This window comes from Bacillus sp. FAU18, assembly GCF_056033885.1.
The window spans coordinates 1,371,419-1,391,863 of record NZ_JBVYHZ010000004.1 but is presented as its reverse complement, the minus strand read 5'-3'; the positions used below and the strand labels follow the sequence as shown (position 1 = coordinate 1,391,863).

The following is a 20,445-nucleotide window of genomic DNA, read 5'->3' as shown; positions in this document are numbered from 1 at the left end:
ATGACGAAAAAGATATTGTTTTGCGCGACTGTTGATTATCATTTTAAGGCCTTTCACCTCCCTTATTTTAAATGGTTCAAGCAAATGGGCTGGGAGGTTCATGTCGCCGCGAACGGACAAACCAAGCTGCCGTATGTGGATGAGAAATTCTCCATTCCGATTCGCAGGTCACCTTTTGACCCTCAGAACCTGGCCGTTTATAGGCAGCTGAAGAAAGTGATCGACACCTATGAATACGACATTGTCCATTGCCATACACCGGTCGGCGGTGTTCTCGCCAGGCTGGCGGCGAGGCAGGCACGGCGGCACGGAACAAAGGTGCTGTACACAGCGCACGGATTTCACTTCTGCAAAGGAGCACCAATGAAAAATTGGCTTCTTTACTATCCGGTCGAGAAATGGCTTTCAGCATATACGGACTGTCTGATTACGATTAATGAAGAGGATTACACACGGGCGAAAGGACTTCAAAGGCCGGGCGGAAGGACGCAGAAAATTCACGGCATTGGTGTCAATACCGAGCGTTTCCGGCCTGTCAGTCCGATAGAGCAGCAAAGACTCAGAGAAAAGCACGGATTCCGTGAAGATGATTTTATATTGGTTTATCCGGCTGAGCTCAATCTGAACAAAAACCAGAAGCAGTTAATTGAAGCCGCAGCCTTGCTAAAAGAAAAAATTCCTTCGCTTCGCCTTGTGTTTGCCGGGGAAGGGGCCATGGAACAAACGTATCAAACGTTAGCTGAAAAGCTTGGCGCTTCCGCCAATGTCTGTTTTTACGGCTTTTGCAGCGACATACATGAGCTGATTCAGCTTGCGGATGTATCTGTCGCATCCAGCATTAGAGAGGGCCTCGGCATGAATGTGCTTGAGGGAATGGCGGCAGAAAAACCGGCGATCGCCACAGATAATCGCGGGCATCGGGAAATCATCCGCGACGGAGAAAACGGTTTTCTGATCAAAATCGGTGACAGTGCTGCTTTTGCCCGCCGGATTGAACAGCTTTACCATAAGCCGGAACTCTGCCGAAAGCTGGGACAGGAAGGCCGAAAAACAGCCTTGCGCTTCTCGGAGGCGCGAACGGTGGAAGAAATGGCAGATATTTATTCCGCCTACATGGATATGGATACAAAGGAGAAAAGCGTATGAACTCAGGACCGAAAGTTTCTGTCATTATGGGCATTTATAATTGCGAACGCACTTTGGCAGAAAGCATAGAATCCATACTCAGCCAATCCTATAAAAATTGGGAGCTGATTTTGTGCGATGATGCGTCAACAGACGGCACGCTCCGCATCGCGAAGCAGTATGCCGCTCACTACGACGACCGCATCAAACTGATTCAAAACAAAACAAATAAGCGGCTTGCCGCATCATTAAATCATTGTCTTTCGCATGCGACAGGCGATTATATCGCACGTCAGGATGGAGATGACCTTTCGTTTCCGCGCCGTCTGGAAAAGCAGGTCGCGTTTTTAGAAAAGCACCGACATTATCAGGTGGTTGGCACCGGCATGCTTGTGTTTGATGAATTTGGCGTAAGAGGCACCCGCATTCTGCCTTCTGTTCCGGAGCCGGGCATCATGGCAAAAGGGACCCCATTTTGCCACGGCACGATTATGATGAGAGCGAGTGCCTACCGCACGCTGAAAGGCTACCGGTCGGTGCGGCGGACGAGACGAATGGAAGATATTGATTTGTGGCTTCGCTTTTTTGAAGAGGGCTTCAGGGGCTATAATCTTCAGGAAGCCTTGTATAAAGTGAGGGAAGACAGCGATGCATTCAAACGGCGGTCATTTACGTATTCAATCGACAATGCCATTCTTGTCTATCAGGCGTGTAGACGCTTGAAGCTTCCTTTATCTGATTACATATATATCGCAAAACCGTTAATCCGCGCGTTTATGCCTGCAGCCGTGATGAATCGCTACCATAAAAAAAGAGTGATGAACCAAAAGGAAGGGCTTGTCAAGCATGAATAGCAGCCAAAAGCGCGTGCTCCATGTTCTCAGCGGCATGAACAGGGGCGGCGCGGAAACCATGGTGATGAATTTATATCGGAAAATGGACAAAAGCAAAGTGCAATTTGACTTTTTAACGCATCGAAATGATCCGTGCGCTTACGATGAAGAGATTTTATCTTTAGGCGGGCGGCTTTTTTATGTCCCGAGTATTGGGCAAAGCAATCCCCTTACATTTGTGAGGAATGTGAGAAACGCGATAAAAGAAAACGGGCCGTTCAGCGCCGTTCATGCGCACACGGATTTCCAAACGGGTTTTATCGCCCTTGCGGCAAGGCTCGCCGGAGTGCCGGTCAGGGTATGCCACTCCCACAATACGTCTTGGAAGACCGGCTTCAATTGGAAGGATCGCTTGCAGCTGATGGTGTTCAGGCGGCTCATTTTGGCAAATGCGACAGCGCTGTGTGCCTGCGGAGAGGATGCGGGCAGGTTTTTATTTGGACAGTCCAACATGGAGCGGGAGCGTGTTCACCTTCTTCCTAACGGGATTGACCTTGAGTTGTTCGCCCCAAATGGGCAGGCGGCTGATGAAGAAAAAGCAGCACGCGGCATTGCAGCTGACCGGCTCATCATCGGCCATGTGGCCCGGTTTCATGAAGTGAAAAACCACGCGTTCCTGCTGAAACTTGCCGCACATCTCAAAGAAAGAGGCGTTCGCTTTCAGCTCGTTCTGGCGGGAGACGGGCCGTTGCGCGGGGAGATAGAGGAGGAGGCGCGGCATCAGAATTTGCTTTCAGACGTCCTCTTTTTAGGCACGGAAGAACGGATCCATGAACTGATGCGAACATTCGATGTATTTGTCATGCCGTCTCTGTACGAAGGCTTGCCGGTTGTGCTTGTGGAAGCGCAGGCGTCGGGGCTTCCATGCATCATTTCAGACAGCATTACAGAAAAAGTCGACGCCGGTCTCGGGCTTGTCACAAGATTAAGCCTTTCTGAGCCGGTCAGCGTCTGGGCTGAAACCATTGCGAGGGCGGCCGCCGCAGGCAGGCCGAAGCGTGAGTTCATCAAAGAAACACTCGCTCAACTTGGCTACGATGCACAGCAAAATGTAGGAGCGTTGCTGAATGTATACAACATCAGCACGGAAAAGGACCATAACCGATGATTGTATATGCCGTCAATATGGGGATTGTATTTATTTGGTCTTGGTTCGCTAAAATGTGCGGCGGCCGTGACGATTCGCTTGCCACGGGGTATCGGCCGAATAAGCTTTTGATCTGGATTCCGCTCGCTTCACTTGTGCTCGTGTCAGGTCTCCGCTATCGAGTCGGCACGGATTTTCAGACGTATACGCTGCTGTACGAATTGGCGGGCGATTATCAAAGTGTGTGGCAGATATTCGGTTTCGGCACAGCAAAAACGGCGACCGATCCGGGGTTTACCGCACTCCTTTGGCTGATGAATTTCATCACGGAAGATCCGCAAATCATGTATTTTACGGTGGCGGTCGTGACCTACAGCTTTATTATGAAGACACTCGCCGACTATGGCAGGCCGTTTGAGCTGAGTGTCTTTTTATTTTTGGGAACCTTTCATTACTACGCGTCTTTTAACGGCATCAGGCAATACATGGTCGCAGCTGCTTTGTTTTGGGCGATCCATTATATCATCAGCGGGAACTGGAAGCGATATTTCCTGATTGTGCTGGTCAGCTCGCTCTTTCATTCGTCGGCGCTAATTATGATTCCAGTGTACTTTATTGTCAGAAGAAAAGCCTGGTCACCGGCGATATTTGGCCTATCCGCTTTATTTCTCGGCATGACATTTTTATATCAAAAATTTATTTCTGTGTTTGTCGTTGTACTTGAAAACAGCTCATACAGCCATTATGAAAAATGGCTCATGACGAACACAAATGGAATGAATGTGATCAAAATCGCTGTTTTGGTTCTGCCGCTGTTTCTTGCATTTTGCTATAAAGAACGACTGCGGCGTCTATGGCCGCAAATCGATATTGTCGTAAATTTGTGCCTGCTTGGTTTTTTATTCGGCCTTTTGGCCACAAAGGACGTGATTTTTGCCAGATTCAATATTTATTTCGGTCTGTATCAAATGATCTTAGTCCCTTATTTCGTCAGGATATTTGATGAAAAATCGAATGCCCTTATCTATATTGCTATCATTGTTTGTTATTTTCTTTACAGTTATTTGCTTATGCCGGTTGATTCATCCGTTCTGCCTTACAGAACGATTTTTTCCCGGTAATTTATGCAAGAGGAGCCGGTCATTATGGAAACACCTGCGGTTAGTCTGTTAGTCGCTGTTTATAACACAGAAACATATATCAGAACGTGTCTCGAATCACTGCGGAACCAGACAGTGGACAATATAGAAATCATCATTGTTAATGACGGTTCAGCAGACGCCAGCCCGGATATCGCAGAAGAATACGCCAATATGGACAACAGGTTCAAGGTGATTCATCAAGAGAACCAGGGTCTCGGTGCGGTTCGGAATAAAGGCATTGAGGCAGCACGCGGCGAATTTATCGCGTTTATCGATTCAGACGATTGGATCGAACCTGATTATTGCGAGCAGATGCTCCGAGCAGCAGGCGATGAAACTGATCTGGTCATTTGCAATTACGCCGCAGAGTTTGAGGACACTGGCAAAACCATGGACTCAGACATTGCCCAAACCTATCAGAATCAGCCGAAGGAGCACTATATCAAGGCGTTATTCGAAGGGAAGGTCAGAGGGTTTTCATGGAACAAACTGTACAGAAGAAGCATGATTGAAGCCCATCGGCTGTCGTTTCCGCTCCGAGGCGAGCTGGAGCATGTCGAGGATCAGTTTTTCAGCTTCAGGGCTCATTTTTTCGCCCGCTCAGTATCCTACGTAAAAACGCCGCTCTATCATTACCGAATTCACCTTTCCTCCATTGTGCAGCGCTATCAGAAAAAATTGTTTGAATCAGGACTTGCGCTGTATGAGGCGAATGCGGCGTTTTTACAGGAGAATAACAAACTGGAGGAGTATCGCAAGGAGCTTGATACCTTTATCGTTCTTCACAGCAGCATCTGTATGCTGAATGAATGGAAAACGAGCGGCAGCCGCCGGCTGTTTGAAAAGCTTAGAAATGTTGGCGTGATATGCGCGGACCCGGTGTTTCAAGAAAGTCTTTCAAAAACGGGTACTGCTCCTTTTGACGCAAAACGGTCATGCCTGCTTCTGATGGCGAAATACAGAATGATTCCGTTCGTCGCTATGGCATCGGCTGTGTATCAGCGGGTGATCGAGTACAAAATGAGAAACAGAGGGTGAGGACATGTCGTTACAATCGTTGAAAATCAATTTTGCAGAATGGCTGCTGCTAAAGGTCAAATACCCGTCCCAATATTGGCTGGGACCGGCAGATCAGCCGGTAAAGGCCGCAGCACATCAGAAAAAAATCATACTGACCCTGCTGCCGTCCCATGACAATTTGGGAGATCATGCAATTGCTTATGCCAGCAAGGCATTTCTTGAGCAGGAATACTCGGACTTTGACATCGTCGAGGTCGATATGAAGGACATTTACAAATCAGCAAAAAGCCTGATCCGCTCGCGCCATCCGGAGGATATGGTCTTTATCATCGGCGGCGGAAACATGGGGGATTTATACCGTTATGAGGAGTGGACGCGCCGCTTCATCATTAACACATTCCGTGACTATCGGGTTGTCCAGCTTCCGGCAACGGCCCATTTTTCTGACACGAAAAAAGGGCGCAAAGAGCTGAAACGGGCACAGAAAATTTATAATGCGCACCCCGGCCTATTGCTCATGGCACGGGATGAAACAACGTATCAATTTATGAAACAGCATTTTCAAGAAAAAACAATTTTGAAGCAGCCGGACATGGTGCTGTATTTAGACAGAAGCAAGACCCCCGCAGAACGCGAAGGGGTTTATATGTGTTTGCGCGAGGATCAGGAAAGCGTGCTTCAGGAGGACCAGAGGAACCGGGTCAAGGCTGCGCTATTTGAGGAATTCGGCGAGATCAAATCCTTTACGACAACGATCGGCCGCCGGGTCAGCCGGGATACACGCGAACAAGAACTTGAAGCACTGTGGTCTAAGCTGCAAAGCGCAGAAGCCGTCGTCACTGACAGGCTTCATGGCATGATTTTTTGCGCGCTGACAGGAACGCCGTGTGTTGTCATTCGCTCCTTTGACCATAAGGTGATGGAGGGCTATCAATGGCTTAAAGACATCCCGTTCATGAAGCTGATAGAACATCCGGAGCCAGAGCGCGTAACAGCCGCAGTTAATGAGCTTTTAACAAAAGAAACACCCCGTGCAGGCTTTCCGAGAGATGTGTATTTTAAAGGTCTGCGTGACAAAATCAGCGGTGAAGCGCAATGACCCCGCTCGTCAGCATTATTGTCCCGATGTATAATGTTGAACCATTTATAGGGGAGTGCATTGATTCTTTGCTTCGTCAAACGCTTTCTGATATTGAAATCATCCTCGTGAATGACGGAACACCGGATCGTTCAGGCGAAATTGCAGAGGACTATGCACAACGGGATGCGAGAATCCGGGTCATTCATCAGGCAAACGGCGGGCTTAGTTCAGCGCGAAATACGGGAATAAAGGCCGCGCGGGGCACTTACATCGGCTTTGTAGACGGAGACGATTATGTATCATCCTCCATGTTCCAGAGGCTGGCTGAAGAAGCGGAGCAAAATCGGCTCGACATCGTCGGATGCGGTTTTTACAAGCAGTCATCGGACAGGCGGACATATGTGCCGCCGCAGCTTGAGGCAAACCGCGTGCTGACAAAACGAGAAATGACTGAACGGCTTAAACATGCTCACGAAACGAGATTTATCTGGTATGTATGGCGTTATCTTTACCGCCGTGAGCTTTTTGATAGGGCGAATCTGATGTTTGATGAAGACATCCGTTTTGCTGAAGACTCTCCCTTCAATTTGTCCGCTTTTTGCGAAGCGGAGCGGGTAAAAATGCTTGATGAAGGATTGTACATTTATCGTGAAAACCCGAACAGCCTGACAGAAATTCCTTATAAGCCGGCGATGGATGAACATCTTCAAAAACAATATCAGGCTAAAATCGCATTCTACAATCACTACGGCTTAGCAGGCGCATGCAAAGAAGATTTGAATGTGTACATTTGCAGGCACCAGCTTCCAATGCTTTTGGCAAATGCCTGTGCTTCTCCGAATTCGCCGAGAGACATCAAAAAGAAGATCAGACAGATTTTATCCTATGACATGGTGCGGCAGGCTGTCAGACATACACCGTTTCAGCATGAGAAATTATTAAGAGGAGAGCGTTTGGTATTAGCACTGTGTAAATGGCGGCTCACTTTTCTCATCAAGCTGTTTTTCGAGCAGCGGGGGACAATGAAAGGCAGTGCGAAGCAGGCATGAAATTCACGATAAATTTCAGCGCTAATCTCACGGCTTTTCTCTTGTCCGTTTTCCTGTCGGTTTGGATGACGCCTTTTATTGTCAAAACGCTCGGTGTGGAAGCGTTTGGCTTTGTTCACTTGACACAAAATGTGATTAATTACTTTTCGGTTATCACCGTGGCGCTCAGCTCGGTTGTCGTTCGGTTCTTTTCTGTTGCTGCCCACAGGGGAGAGCGGGAGAAAGCAAATGCGTATATCAGCAATTATTTAGCGGCCTCTGTTTTGATTTCATTGCTGCTCTTGCTGCCGCTTGCGGGTTCGGCTTTTTTTATTGACCGCGTCATGAATGTGCCGCAAGCGCTTTTGGCAGATGTGCGTTTGTCGATTTTGATCGGCAGTGTGCTGTTTATTTTAACATTTCTGATGGCCGGCTTCGGCGCTGCACCATTTTATGCCAACCGCCTTTATATCACCAGTTCCATTCAGGCGGTGCAAATGCTTATACGGGTGCTGTCTGTGCTGCTCCTGTTTGCATACTTTGCGCCGAAAATCTGGCAGATCCAGCTCGCAGCTTTAGCTGGTGCTGTTATTGCGTCTGTGCTGTCTTTCTATTTCTTCAAAAAGCTGATTCCATGGTTTTCGTTTCGTATGAAGGATCTTTCATTCCGCACTAGCAAGGAGCTGTTTCAAGCGGGCGCATGGAGCTCCGTCAATCAAATCGGCGTCCTGCTTTTTTTGCAGATTGATCTGTTAACCGCCAATTTGATGCTGGGGGCGTCCGCCTCCGGGAAATACGCGGCGATTATCCAGTTTCCGCTGCTTTTGCGCAGCTTGGCCGGAACGGTCGCATCCCTGTTTGCGCCTATCATGACTTCATATTATTCAAAAGGCGATATGGAAGGATTGATGAATTACGCAAATAAGGCAGTAAGGCTTAATGGTCTTTTGCTTGCACTTCCTGCTGCCTTATTGGGCGGATTGGCGGGTCCTTTTCTGACAATCTGGCTCGGACCGTCCTTTTCGTCGATAGCACCGCTTTTATTTATTCATGCCGGATACTTGGTTGTCAGCCTCGCCTTTATGCCGCTGTTTTATATATGGACCGCTTTTAATCAACAAAAAACACCGGCAATTGTTACCCTGCTGTTAGGTGCGGTGAATGTGGTGCTGGCGGTCACGCTGAGCGGGCCGGCTCATCTCGGTCTGTACGGCATAACATTGGCAGGGGCCATTTCTCTTATTTTAAAAAATGCCATCTTTACGCCGCTTTACGTATCCCGCATTACAGGCTACAAAAAGCACGTGTTCTTTAAAGGCATAATCGGGCCTCTTTCAGCCGCTGTATTTGCCTGGACGGTCTGTAAGGCAATTCAGTTCGTTGTGAAGATTGACGGCTGGCCGTCACTGATAGCGACGGGAGTGACAGTCAGCTTTTGTTACGCTGTTTTCGCTTTTATGCTCGTTTGTACAAAAGAGGAAAGACAGCTGGTATTAAAACGGTTTCGAAAAACGAAAGGAGCTGTGAATCTTTGATCCTGAAACGACTTTTTGATCTGACGGCCGCCATTTTTTTGTTGTGCTGTACGAGTGTGATCATTCTGTTCACCATCGCCGTTGTCAGGCTGAAAATAGGATCACCTGTCTTCTTTAAGCAAGTAAGGCCAGGCCTGAACGGCAAACCGTTCACCCTATACAAGTTCCGGACAATGACGGATGAACGGGACAGTGAGGGAAATCTGCTGCCCGATGAAGTCCGGCTGACGAAAACGGGCAGGCTGATCAGAAAGCTGAGCATTGATGAGCTTCCGCAGCTCCTGAATGTCCTGAAGGGCGATCTTAGCCTTGTCGGGCCGCGGCCGCTTTTGATGGACTATCTGCCTCTTTATACAGAAAAACAGGCACGGCGCCATGAGGTGAAGCCGGGTATCACAGGCTGGGCGCAAATCAATGGCAGAAACGCGATTTCCTGGGAAAAGAAATTTGAATTAGATGTTTGGTACGTTGACAACCGGTCATTTTTTCTCGATTTGAAAATTTTATGTTTGACGGTGCGAAAGGTCCTTGTTTCAGAAGGGATTCAGCAAACCAATCATGTGACCGCGGAACGGTTTACCGGAAGCGGAGATGTGTCCTCATGAAAAACGTGGCCATTGTGGGTGACGGCGGACACGGAAAGGTGATCAGAGAGCTGATAAACGCCCGCTCAGATACGCGCTTAGCCGCGGTGCTGGATGATAAATTCAAAACGTTCGAAGGCGGAAAAGAATGGTACACAGGACCGCCGGAAGCCGTTACTGAACTACGCAGGCTCATTCCTGATGTGCTGTTTCTGATTGCTGTTGGGAATAACAGTGTCAGAAAACAGCTGGCGGAGCGACTGGGACTGAGGAAAGATGATTTTATTACATTGATTCACCCGTCAGCCATCGTCAGCAGGTCGGCTGTCATTGGGGAAGGGACAGTAATTATGGCGGGCGCGATCATTCAGGCGGATGCGCGCATCGGCGCTCATTGCATCATCAATACGGGTGCAGTGGCAGAGCACGATAATCAAATCAGCGATTACGTTCATCTGTCCCCGCGTGTCACGCTGTCAGGAGCGGTTTCCGTTCAGGAAGGCGCTCACGTCGGAACTGGTGCATCCGTCATACCGCAGATCACAATCGGGGCTTGGAGCATTGTCGGAGCCGGCTCCGCGGTGATCCGTCCCATACCGGACAGGGTAACGGCGGCCGGTGCTCCGGCACGCATCATTTCTTCCATTCAAACATCAAACAAAGGATGATTCTATGCATAAAAAAATCTACTTATCTCCCCCTCATATGAGCGGCAGGGAGCAGCACTATATTTCAGAAGCCTTTCGCTCAAACTGGATTGCGCCGCTTGGGCCGCTCGTGAATTCATTTGAAGAACAGCTGGCAGAACGAGTCAGTGTAAAAGCAGCAGCTGCGGTCAGCTCAGGAACGGCGGCGATTCATCTCGCGCTGCGTTTACTCGAGGTAAAAGAAGGTGACAGCGTGTTTTGCCAGTCCTTCACATTTGTAGCAACCGCCAATCCGATTTTATATGAAAAAGCGGTGCCCGTCTTTATTGATTCTGAGCCTGATACGTGGAATATGTCGCCGACAGCCCTTGAAAGAGCATTGGAGGAAGCGAAAAGAAACGGAACACTGCCAAAAGCGGTTATTGCCGTCAATCTATATGGGCAGAGTGCGAAAATGGATGAAATCGTAAGCCTGTGTGATGCATACGGAGTTCCTGTCATTGAGGATGCAGCCGAATCTCTGGGTACACTCTATAAAGGGAAGCAAAGCGGAACTTTCGGGCGCTTCGGCATTTTTTCATTTAACGGGAACAAAATCATTACCACATCAGGGGGAGGGATGCTCGTTTCAAATGATGAAGCAGCAATTGAAAAAGCAAGATTTCTCGCTTCGCAGGCACGAGAGCCGGCTGTTCATTATCAGCACAGTGAAATGGGACATAATTACAGGCTAAGCAATATCTTAGCCGGCGTCGGCATTGCCCAGCTTGAGGTGCTGGATGAACGTGTGGAGAAAAGAAGGACCATTTTCACGAGATACAAAAATGCGCTTGGTCTCATAGACGGCGTCCGCTTTATGCCGGAGTACGCAGCCGGCGTATCCAATCGCTGGCTCACCACGCTCACACTTGATAACGGGCTCAGCCCATATGACGTAGTTCAACGTCTTGCTGAAGAAAACATTGAAGCCCGTCCGCTGTGGAAGCCGCTCCATACCCAGCCGCTGTTCGATCCGGCTTTATTTTATTCTCATGAAGATACAGGAAGCGTATGCGAAGATTTGTTCAAGCGGGGAATCTGTCTCCCTTCAGGGTCAAATATGACAGAAGATGAGCAAGACCGGGTCATTGATGTGCTACTGCACTTATTCCAAACTGCCGAGGTGAAGAAATGGACAGCAAGCATTCGATGATCGGCCTGAAACAGAAACTGTCCGGGCTGCTCGACGTCATTCCGAAACAATCAGAGATTATATATGCTGACTATCCTCTATATGGGAATGTAGGGGATTTATTTATTATGAAAGGAACAGAAGCCTTCTTTAAAGAATACGGGATTCGGGTCAGAAAACGCTGGAATCCTGACAATTTTCCAGTCGGGCGAAAGCTGGATCCTAATCTCATCATCGTCTGCCAGGGAGGCGGAAACTTCGGGGATCTGTATCCGTATTATCAAGGCTTTAGAGAGAAAATCGTCCAAACCTATCCGAACCACAAAATTGTGATCCTGCCGCAATCGATTTATTTTCAAGACAAAGACAACCTCAAACGGACGGCAGAGATATTTTCTAAGCATGCGAACCTTCACATCATGACAAGGGAAAAAGCCTCCTATGCTACGGCGCAGGCTTATTTTACAAGAAATCACATTCAGCTTCTGCCTGATATGGCTCATCAGCTGTTTCCCGTCGTTCCCACGCAGCAGCCGTCCAATCAAAAGCTGAGATTTATCCGAACAGATCATGAAGCAAACCAGGCGCTCCAGGAACACGCAGAAGCGGAAAGCTACGACTGGCGCACGGTCCTGTCAGCTTCAGACCGCCGGACGATCGCTTTTCTCCAAACGCTGAACGTCCTGAACAAAAAAGCGGGCAACCCTCTGCCGATCGCGTTTATATGGGAAAAATACTCGGATTATATCGTCCAAAAAGCGATTCGGTTCTTCAGCCGTTACGAATCGGTGGAAACGTCAAGGCTGCACGGACACATCTTGTCCTCTCTTCTTCAAAAAGAAAATACGGTCATTGATAATTCCTATGGGAAAAACGCCAATTATTTTCATACCTGGATGGAAGGAGTGCCAAGCACCCGGCTCATCCAGAACGCCTCAAAGAAGGAAAACCTTCCTGCTCACATGTGAGCGGAAGGTTTATTTTGATTCTCCACGTTTGACTTTGTTGTATGCTTCATCTAAATGCTGAATCCGTTTCAGGACAACTGCGTTTTTCGTCAGCTGGTCCTGCACGAGTGTTGAGACGACGGAACGGTAGTAGCTGTTCATCGCGTGGATTTTATCCTCAGACTGATTCATTTCAATATGCTGTTTTAAATTCTCAATAAAATAAGGGACGGAAAAAAGTTCAGACATTTCTTTGGCAGCTCCTTTTTCATAAATGTATACGGTGTGATCTCAATCATGTACAATGAAGAAAGGGGAGTGAGCAAGATGGATATGAAACTTCAGCAAGTACAAGTATTAAAGCCTCAACTGACACAGGAGCTCAGGCAGGCCATCACGCTGCTTGGCTATCATTCGGCAGAACTCGCCGAGTACATTGATGAGCTCTCACTGGAAAACCCTCTTATTGAACGAAAGGAAACAGACACACCGCCACTATCTTACCATAAAACAAACAAAAACAGGATGAATGCACAGGAAGCGGGCCTTCAATTAAGTGATCCGCAAAAAACATTGCAGGATGCGTTAAAACAGCAGTCACTCGATATGAATCTGACAAACACTGAAAAAAAGATTTTTAATTATCTGATTCATTCGCTTGATTCAAACGGGTACTTGGAAGAAGATATAGAGGAGGCAGCACGGCGATTATCTGTATCGGCCAAGGAAGCGGAGGCTGTTTTGGCAAAACTCCAGTCATTAGAACCGGCTGGAATCGGCGCGAGATCTTTGCAGGAATGCATCCTTCTTCAATTACAGCGGCTGCCGAACAGAAATGAACAAGCGGAAATGCTGGTTTCAGCTCATTTTGATGCTTTTGCGCAAAAAAAATGGAAAGCGCTTTCAGTGGAGACAGGAATTCCGCTTCATACCATTCAAGATATCTCAGATGATATCGCGGCTCTTCATCCTAGACCTGGTCTTCTGTTTGCCCGGCCAGAGCAAGATGTGTATATTGAGCCTGACATTTTTATCACTGTAAAAAACGGGCACATCGCAGCGGAACTGAATACCCGCTCGTTTCCCGAGATCGATTTGCATCCGCAGTACAGAACGCTTTTATCATCCGGCTCTTGTCAGGATACTGTCTCCTATTTATCTGCGAAATATCAGGAGTGGCGCTGGCTGAGCCGCGCGCTGCGGCAGCGAAAACAGACAATCACGAGAATTATCAATGAACTGATCACACGCCAAAAGGATTTCTTTATGAAAGGGCGAAGCGCAATGAAGCCGCTGACTCTCAGAGAGGTGGCGGACTGTCTAAGCCTTCATGAATCAACTGTGAGCCGGGCCATTAAAGGGAAAACAATACAAACGCCTTACGGGCTGTTTGAGATGAAACTCTTTTTCTCAGCAAAAGCCGAGGCTTCTGGAGAGGGAGATGCGTCGAATTATGCAGTCAAAATGCATCTTGAAGACCTGATCAATCAAGAGGACAAAACAAAACCGCTTTCAGATCAAAAGCTTGTCGATTTGCTGTATGAACAACACGGCATCCAAATCTCGAGACGCACCGTGGCAAAATATCGCGATCAAATGAATATTCCGTCATCGGCAGCGAGAAAGCGATATAAATAAAATCCTCCCTAGACGGGAGGATTTTTTTAAGGAATCATCCAGCTGAATACGTGATGCTGCAAAAAGGTGATGATACAAACGAGCAGCAGCAAAAACAGACTGTGTTTAATGGTAAAGCGGAAAAGATCTGACTCCTTTCCGGCGAGTCCTACGGCGGCACACGCCACCGCTATCGACTGCGGTGAAATCATTTTTCCTGTGACACCGCCTGAAGAATTGGCGGCCACAGACAGAACGGGGTCCATGCCGACTGATAATGCGGTGACTTTCTGCAGGTTGCCGAACAGCAGGTTGGCGGAAGTATCCGAGCCGGTAATGAAGACGCCGAGCCAGCCGAGAACGGGCGAAAAGAAGGTAAACATCGAACCTGTCAGCGCGAGTGTCATCCCGAGTGTCGTGCTCATTCCCGAGGAGTTGGTGACATAGGCAAAACCAACGACAGAAGCGATGGTCAAAATCGGAAGCTTCAATTCCTGGACTGTTTCTTTAAAAACGGCTCCCCAGTCTTTCCACGAAATCGCCGTGATGAACTTTGACAGCACTGCGGCAATCAATATCGCGGTGCCGGCCGAACCAAGCACCTCAAGCTTGTAAACCGCCTCAATCGGCGTACCGTCAGCATTGACAATCTGATTGTTCAAAAAAGGCACACCGGGGGCAAAAGTCAGTTTTTCTCCAACAGCATTCAGCCATTTCAAGAACACCGCAGAGCCTTCATAATGCCCGGTCAGTGCAGATTTGACAGATGGAATGCCCCATACGGAAATCATCGCCGTCAGCAGCAGAAATGGCGACCAAGCCTTAAAAATCTGTCCGCCGCTGTATGCAGGCGCTGCCGGATTTGTGCGCGCCGTTTCAATTGAGGCGGCCGACTCTTGTTCACCGGCAAACCGGAATGTTGTTTTCGGCTTCCACCATTTCAAAAACACAGCAAGCGCAGCCATTGAAACAAGAGCTGACAAAACATCGGGCAGCTCAGGCCCTAAAAAATTGGAACTGAGATATTGAACAACAGCAAAGGAAACACCGGATACGAGAATCGCCGGCCAGATCTCCAAGGCTTTCCTGAACCCGCTCATGATGATGATTAAATAAAGAGGAATAAATACGGATAAAAACGGCAGCTGCCGCCCAACCATTTGCGAAATCTCCATCGCCGGAATCCCTGTCGGCCCTTCTACGGCTGTAATTGGAATCCCAATTGCCCCAAAGGCAACCGGCGCCGTATTGGCGATCAAACAGATCCCCGCAGCATAAAGAGGATTAAAGCCGAGACCGACCAGCAGCGCGGCAGAAATGGCGACCGGCGCTCCGAAGCCTGCTGCCCCTTCTAAAAAAGCCCCGAATGAAAAAGCGATCAAGAGAGCTTGAAGCCGTCGGTCATCAGTAATCGAGAGAACAGAGCTGCGAATGATATCAAACTGTCCCGTTTTCACAGTGATTTTATACAAAAAAACAGACGTCACAATGATCCAGCCGATCGGCAACAATCCGTATACGGCTCCTTGTGTCGCGGACATCAGCGCTTTTTCCGCCGGCATCCGATAAACCAATACAGCAATAATAAGGGCGATCCCCAATGTGGCCAAGCCTGCTGTATACCCCTTCATCCGTTTAATCGCGAGTGCCCAAAAAAAGAAAATAATCGGTACAAGTGCGGCAAGCGCTGATAATAGCAAATTTCCCCCTATAGGCGTATATGCCTGTGTCCATTGCATCCCAAACCCCTCCTTGAAACATAAACTGGCGCCATATGTAAGCGGTTTCTATAGATGATATGATCATCTGATGACTGGGTAATAAGACCAGTTACCTAGCATTATATTTTGAAAAAAATCAAAGTACAAGACTTTTTGACAAAATAGTCAAAATCTTTTGGCGGCCCACAAAACAGAGTATAATAGATCGTAAACAGCCAGACCTACAAGTTACGGGGTGAATTGCATTGAAATACAAACAGATTAAAACAAAAAAAATATATGAAGAAGTAGCGGATGCACTATTAGATATGATCAAAAACGGCGAATTGAAGCCGGGGGATAAACTGGACTCTGTTCAGGCGCTTGCTGAGAGCTTTCAAGTCAGCCGTTCAGCGGTTCGCGAAGCACTTTCTGCGCTAAAGGCGATGGGGCTTGTCGAAATGAAACAGGGAGAAGGCACGTATCTGAAGGAATTTGAGCTCAATCAAATTTCTCAGCCGCTCTCAGCCGCCCTTCTGATGAAAAAAGAGGACGTCAAGCAGCTGCTCGAGGTCAGAAAACTGCTTGAAATCGGCGTGGCTTCACTAGCGGCTGAAAAAAGGACAGAAGCAGATCTCGAAAGAATTCAGGATGCACTAAAGGAAATGGGCAGCATTGAAGCGGACGGGGAGCTGGGAGAGAAAGCAGACTTTGCATTTCATCTTGCGCTTGCGGACGCTTCTCAAAATGAACTTCTTAAACACTTGATGAATCACGTGTCATCATTGCTGCTGGAAACAATGAGGGAAACGAGGAAAATCTGGCTGTTTTCCAAGAAGACCTCCGTTCAGCGGCTGTATGAGGAGCACGAACGGATTTACAATGCTGTGGCTGCCGGGAACGGTGTACAGGCGGAAGCCGCCATGCTGGCGCATTTGACGAATGTGGAAGATGTGCTTTCGGGATATTTCGAGGAAAATGTGCAATAACCAACTCATTTCCCGGGCAATTCCGCCGGTTCCGAATGATACGAACAACTGAGACTGAGCCGCAAATGGTTCAGTCTTTTTACATGAGGCAGCCAGAGAGCTTTGTGCACTTGACATTTGTGAAAAAGAAAGTAAAATATTTTACTAAATCAATGCGAGCTGAATAATGGAGGCAGATGCAATGGCGACAATTAAAGATATCGCGCAGGAAGCGGGATTTTCAATCTCAACCGTTTCCCGCGTTTTAAATAACGATGAAAGCCTTTCTGTTCCTGATGAGACACGGGAGAAAATCTATGAAGCGGCGGAAAAGCTCAATTACCGCAAAAAAACAGTAAGGCCGCTGGTGAAACATATTGCGTTTTTATATTGGCTGACAGATAAAGAAGAATTAGAAGATGTCTATTTTAAAACGATGAGATTAGAAGTAGAGAAACTGGCGAAAGCATTCAATGTCGATATGACCACTTATAAAATAGCGGATGGAATCGAGAGCATTCCTGAACATACGGAAGGGTTTATTGCCGTTGGCACATTTTCAGATGAAGAGCTGGCTTTCCTCAGAAATCTCACTGAAAATGGCGTGTTCATCGATTCAACTCCTGATCCCGATCATTTTGACTCGGTAAGGCCCGATTTGGCACAAATGACAAGGAAGACGGTAAACATCCTGACTGAGAAGGGGCATAAGAGCATCGGTTTTATCGGCGGCACATACAAAAATCCGAATACCAATCAGGATGAAATGGACATCCGTGAACAAACCTTCAGATCCTATATGAGGGAAAAAGCCATGCTGGACGAGCGCTATATTTTTTGTCATCGCGGATTCTCTGTAGAAAACGGCTACCGCCTGATGTCAGCAGCGATCGACACATTAGGCGATCAGCTTCCGACTGCTTTTATGATTGCAGCGGACCCGATTGCAGTGGGCTGTCTGCAAGCCCTGAACGAAAAAGGAATTGCCATACCAAACAGGGTAAGCATTGTGAGTATCAACAACATCAGCTTCGCGAAGTATGTCTCGCCTCCTCTGACGACGTTTCATATTGATATACATGAATTATGTAAAAATGCTGTTCAATTACTGCTTGAACAAGTGCAGGACAAGAGAAGAACGGTAAAAACATTATATGTGGGCGCGGAATTAATCGTCAGGAAGAGTATGAATGAAGGATGACTTAGGACAACTAAGTCATTTTTTATTTAGGTAAAAAAATTTACTCAAAGAGGTAAAAAGTTTGTTTACACATTTTCTCGGGCGTGCTATATTATCTTTAAAGCGCTTTCATTCCTACCGAAAGGGTGACAATCAATGAAAATGGCAAAAAAGTGTTCCGTATTCATGCTCTGCGTAGCTGTCAGTTTATCCTTGGCGGCTTGCGGCCCAAAGGAAAGCAGCAGCGCCAAATCGAGTTCAAAAGGGTCAGAGCTTGTTGTATGGGAGGATAAAGAAAAGAGCATCGGCATTAAAGACGCAGTTGCTGCGTTTGAAAAAGAGCATGATGTGAAGGTCAAAGTCGTTGAAAAACCGTATGCCAAGCAGATTGAAGATTTGCGAATGGACGGACCGGCCGGCACAGGCCCTGACGTGTTAACAATGCCAGGGGATCAAATCGGAACCGCTGTCACGGAAGGATTACTCAAGGAATTACATGTCAAAAAAGACGTTCAATCACTTTATACTGACGCTTCCATTCAGTCTCAAATGGTAGATCAAAAGCTTTATGGACTGCCAAAAGCGGTCGAAACGACTGTGCTTTTTTACAACAAAGATCTCATCTCCGAAAAGGAATTGCCCAAAACACTGGAAGAGTGGTACGGCTATTCCAAAAAGACTGCTGATGGCAGCAAATTTGGCTTTTTAGCCCTATTCGATCAAATTTATTATGCAGAAAGTGTGATGAGCGGATATGGCGGATACATTTTTGGAAAGGCCAAAGATGGGAGCTATAACCCGTCAGACATTGGAATCAATAATGAAGGAGCTGTCAAAGGTGCGGCGCTGATTCAGAAGTTTTACAAAGATGGTCTGTTCCCGGCTGGCATTATTGGAGAACAAGGGATTAACGTATTGGAATCGCTGTTCACAGAAGGAAAAGCCGCCGCAATTATTTCTGGTCCATGGAATGTAGAAGCTTTTTCGAAAGCAGGAATCAATTATGGCATTACGAAACTGCCGAAGCTGGAAAATGGGAAAAACATGAGCTCCTTTATCGGCGTCAAAAGCTACAACGTCAGTGCATTTACAAAGAATGAAGAGCTGGCGCAAGAATTAGCCGTTTTCCTGGCAAATGAAAAAAATTCTAAAACACGATATGAAGAAACGAAAGAAGTTCCTGCTGTGAAATCCCTAGCCAATGACCCGGCTATTATGAAAAGCGAGGCGGCACGGGCTGTTACTGAACAATCCCGTTTCTCAGAGCCAACACCAAATATTCCGGAAATGAATGAAATATGGACGCCGGCTGATTCAGCATTACAGACGGTTGCAACAGGGAAGGCAGATCCGAAACAAGCATTGGATCAAGCAGCTGAAACGGCCAAAGGACAAATTAAGGCAAAGCACAGCGGAAAATAAAGAGAAAGCTAGATTTGTATTGTAAGAGAGGTGAAAACGGTGCAGCATCGTCAAGTCGCTTTGTTGCTTTCTATCATTCCGGGACTCGGGCAATTTTATAACAAGCAATGGATAAAAGGTATTGTCTTTCTTTTCTTAGGCGCATCGTTTTTTGCGGTCTTTGGAGATCTGCTCAATATGGGGTTTTGGGGAATCTTTACACTGGGAACAGAAGTGCCGCGGGATAATTCCGTTTTTCTGCTGGCGGAAGGGATTATTGCTGTCATCGTGACCTGCTTTGGCCTTGCGGTGTATTACGTGAATCTTCGCGATGCGTTCCAAAGCGGAAAACAGCGTGATGAAAACAAGCCATTAAGTTCCTTAAAGGAACAATACCAGCATATCATTTCTGAGGGCTATCCATATGTCGTCAGCGGCCCATCTTTGTTTATTTTAATTTTCGCCGTGATCTTTCCTATCTTATTCAGCTTTGCATTAGCGTTTACAAACTATGATTTGTATCATTCTCCTCCTGCAAAATTAATTGATTGGGTCGGTTTTCAAACGTTCGCAAATATTTTCACAGTTGATATTTGGAGGTCGACTTTTTTTGATGTACTGGCTTGGACGGTGGTTTGGACACTTGCTGCATCCACACTGCAAGTCAGCTTGGGGATTTTTCTCGCGATCATTGTTAACCAAAAAGACCTTCGGTTTAAACGTTTTTTTCGGACGATTCTGATTTTGCCATGGGCCGTTCCCGGTTTTGTGACGATTTTAATTTTTGCGGGACTGTTTAATGATAGCTTCGGTGCGATGAATCACGACATCTTGGCTTTCTTCGGGATAGATCCGCTTCCGTGGATGACAGATGCCAATTGGTCGAGGCTTGCGTTGATTCTCATGCAGGGCTGGCTTGGGTTTCCGTACATCTTTCTCGTCTCAACAGGCGTATTGCAATCCATCCCGGACGATCTGTATGAAGCAGCTACGATAGATGGCGCTTCTGTCTTTTCAAAGCTGAGATACATCACGCTTCCGATGGTGTTCATTGCAATGGCTCCGATTATCATTACCCAGTTTACGTTTAATTTTAATAACTTTAATATTATCTATCTATTCAATGGCGGAGGTCCGGCTGTAACCGGATCAACAGCCGGCGGGACAGATATCCTCGTTTCATGGATTTATAAATTGACAATGCAGTCCAGTCAATATTCTCTTGCTGCGGCTTTAACGATTTTATTATCTGTGTTTGTCATCTCCATCGCATTGTGGCAGTTCAGAAAGACAAAGTCTTTTAAAGAGGAGGCATAAGG

Annotated in this window: 19 protein-coding genes; 17 read left to right on the top strand and 2 right to left on the bottom strand. The window is 47.2% G+C overall.

Annotated elements, in window-relative coordinates:
* The 12 genes from AC0OMU_RS18320 to AC0OMU_RS18265 are packed head-to-tail and all read left to right on the top strand — an operon-like array spanning window position 1 to window position 12,281.
* On the top strand, window positions 1-1,146 hold the full coding sequence (locus tag AC0OMU_RS18320; RefSeq protein WP_474241401.1) for a glycosyltransferase family 4 protein: 1,146 nt from the start codon (window positions 1-3) through the stop codon (window positions 1,144-1,146).
* Entirely contained in the window at window positions 1,143-1,979 is an 837-nt protein-coding gene (gene epsE / locus AC0OMU_RS18315; protein WP_309530063.1) for a glycosyltransferase EpsE, read from the top strand. Before AC0OMU_RS18320 ends, epsE begins: the two co-directional genes overlap by 4 nt.
* Complete coding sequence (locus AC0OMU_RS18310; RefSeq protein ID WP_474222295.1) at window positions 1,972-3,126, top strand: glycosyltransferase family 1 protein; 1,155 nt, start codon at window positions 1,972-1,974, stop codon at window positions 3,124-3,126. Before epsE ends, AC0OMU_RS18310 begins: the two co-directional genes overlap by 8 nt.
* Window positions 3,123-4,226 carry a biofilm exopolysaccharide biosynthesis protein EpsG gene (epsG, locus tag AC0OMU_RS18305; RefSeq protein WP_474241400.1) on the top strand — a complete coding sequence of 368 codons (1,104 nt, stop codon included), beginning with the start codon at window positions 3,123-3,125 and terminating at the stop codon, window positions 4,224-4,226. Before AC0OMU_RS18310 ends, epsG begins: the two co-directional genes overlap by 4 nt.
* A 24-nt stretch (window positions 4,227-4,250) precedes the next feature.
* Complete coding sequence (locus AC0OMU_RS18300; RefSeq protein WP_474241399.1) at window positions 4,251-5,285, top strand: glycosyltransferase family 2 protein; 1,035 nt, start codon at window positions 4,251-4,253, stop codon at window positions 5,283-5,285.
* A gap of 4 nt (window positions 5,286-5,289) precedes the next feature.
* Entirely contained in the window at window positions 5,290-6,366 is a 1,077-nt protein-coding gene (locus AC0OMU_RS18295; protein WP_474241398.1) for a polysaccharide pyruvyl transferase family protein, read from the top strand.
* Window positions 6,363-7,397 carry a glycosyltransferase gene (locus tag AC0OMU_RS18290; RefSeq protein WP_309530066.1) on the top strand — a complete coding sequence of 345 codons (1,035 nt, stop codon included), beginning with the start codon at window positions 6,363-6,365 and terminating at the stop codon, window positions 7,395-7,397. Before AC0OMU_RS18295 ends, AC0OMU_RS18290 begins: the two co-directional genes overlap by 4 nt.
* Window positions 7,394-8,911 (top strand): MATE family efflux transporter, encoded by a 1,518-nt coding sequence (locus AC0OMU_RS18285; RefSeq protein ID WP_251217527.1) that lies wholly within the window; start codon window positions 7,394-7,396, stop codon window positions 8,909-8,911. The genes AC0OMU_RS18290 and AC0OMU_RS18285 overlap by 4 nt, the downstream gene beginning before the upstream one ends.
* Complete coding sequence (locus tag AC0OMU_RS18280; protein ID WP_047183222.1) at window positions 8,908-9,516, top strand: sugar transferase; 609 nt, start codon at window positions 8,908-8,910, stop codon at window positions 9,514-9,516. Before AC0OMU_RS18285 ends, AC0OMU_RS18280 begins: the two co-directional genes overlap by 4 nt.
* Complete coding sequence (locus tag AC0OMU_RS18275) at window positions 9,513-10,163, top strand: acetyltransferase (protein ID WP_014480944.1); 651 nt, start codon at window positions 9,513-9,515, stop codon at window positions 10,161-10,163. The genes AC0OMU_RS18280 and AC0OMU_RS18275 overlap by 4 nt, the downstream gene beginning before the upstream one ends.
* Before the next feature lie 4 nt (window positions 10,164-10,167).
* Window positions 10,168-11,334 (top strand): DegT/DnrJ/EryC1/StrS family aminotransferase, encoded by a 1,167-nt coding sequence (locus AC0OMU_RS18270; RefSeq protein ID WP_047183221.1) that lies wholly within the window; start codon window positions 10,168-10,170, stop codon window positions 11,332-11,334.
* Window positions 11,313-12,281, top strand: coding sequence for a polysaccharide pyruvyl transferase family protein (locus AC0OMU_RS18265; RefSeq protein ID WP_047183220.1), 969 nt, complete (start codon window positions 11,313-11,315; stop codon window positions 12,279-12,281). The genes AC0OMU_RS18270 and AC0OMU_RS18265 overlap by 22 nt, the downstream gene beginning before the upstream one ends.
* 9 nt (window positions 12,282-12,290) lie before the next feature.
* Here the strand turns inward: AC0OMU_RS18265 and yvfG are convergent, their stop codons facing one another.
* Window positions 12,291-12,509 (bottom strand): protein YvfG, encoded by a 219-nt coding sequence (yvfG, locus tag AC0OMU_RS18260; protein ID WP_003219905.1) that lies wholly within the window; start codon window positions 12,507-12,509, stop codon window positions 12,291-12,293.
* Between the two features lie 78 nt (window positions 12,510-12,587).
* On the opposite strand from yvfG, the gene rpoN reads away from it, so the two are divergent.
* Window positions 12,588-13,898, top strand: a complete 1,311-nt coding sequence (rpoN, locus tag AC0OMU_RS18255) for an RNA polymerase factor sigma-54 (RefSeq protein ID WP_041518055.1) — start codon at window positions 12,588-12,590, stop codon at window positions 13,896-13,898.
* Between the two features lie 26 nt (window positions 13,899-13,924).
* On the opposite strand, the gene lutP is transcribed toward rpoN, so the two are convergent.
* Window positions 13,925-15,616 carry an L-lactate permease LutP gene (lutP, locus tag AC0OMU_RS18250; RefSeq protein ID WP_015384690.1) on the bottom strand — a complete coding sequence of 564 codons (1,692 nt, stop codon included), beginning with the start codon at window positions 15,614-15,616 and terminating at the stop codon, window positions 13,925-13,927.
* A gap of 227 nt (window positions 15,617-15,843) precedes the next feature.
* Between lutP and lutR the strand changes: the two genes are divergently transcribed.
* From lutR to ganP, 4 genes are all read left to right on the top strand, one after another.
* Window positions 15,844-16,566 (top strand): L-lactate utilization/bacilysin biosynthesis transcriptional regulator LutR, encoded by a 723-nt coding sequence (gene lutR, locus AC0OMU_RS18245; protein WP_021480640.1) that lies wholly within the window; start codon window positions 15,844-15,846, stop codon window positions 16,564-16,566.
* A gap of 181 nt (window positions 16,567-16,747) precedes the next feature.
* Window positions 16,748-17,746, top strand: coding sequence for a galactan degradation operon transcriptional regulator GanR (gene ganR / locus AC0OMU_RS18240; RefSeq protein WP_014480938.1), 999 nt, complete (start codon window positions 16,748-16,750; stop codon window positions 17,744-17,746).
* 135 nt (window positions 17,747-17,881) lie between these two features.
* Window positions 17,882-19,147: an arabinogalactan oligomer ABC transporter substrate-binding protein GanS gene (gene ganS / locus AC0OMU_RS18235; protein ID WP_474241397.1), complete on the top strand. Its 1,266-nt coding sequence runs from the start codon at window positions 17,882-17,884 to the stop codon at window positions 19,145-19,147.
* Between the two features lie 39 nt (window positions 19,148-19,186).
* Window positions 19,187-20,443, top strand: coding sequence for an arabinogalactan oligomer ABC transporter permease GanP (gene ganP / locus AC0OMU_RS18230; protein ID WP_015483715.1), 1,257 nt, complete (start codon window positions 19,187-19,189; stop codon window positions 20,441-20,443).
* Window positions 20,444-20,445: the final 2 nt, after the last annotated feature.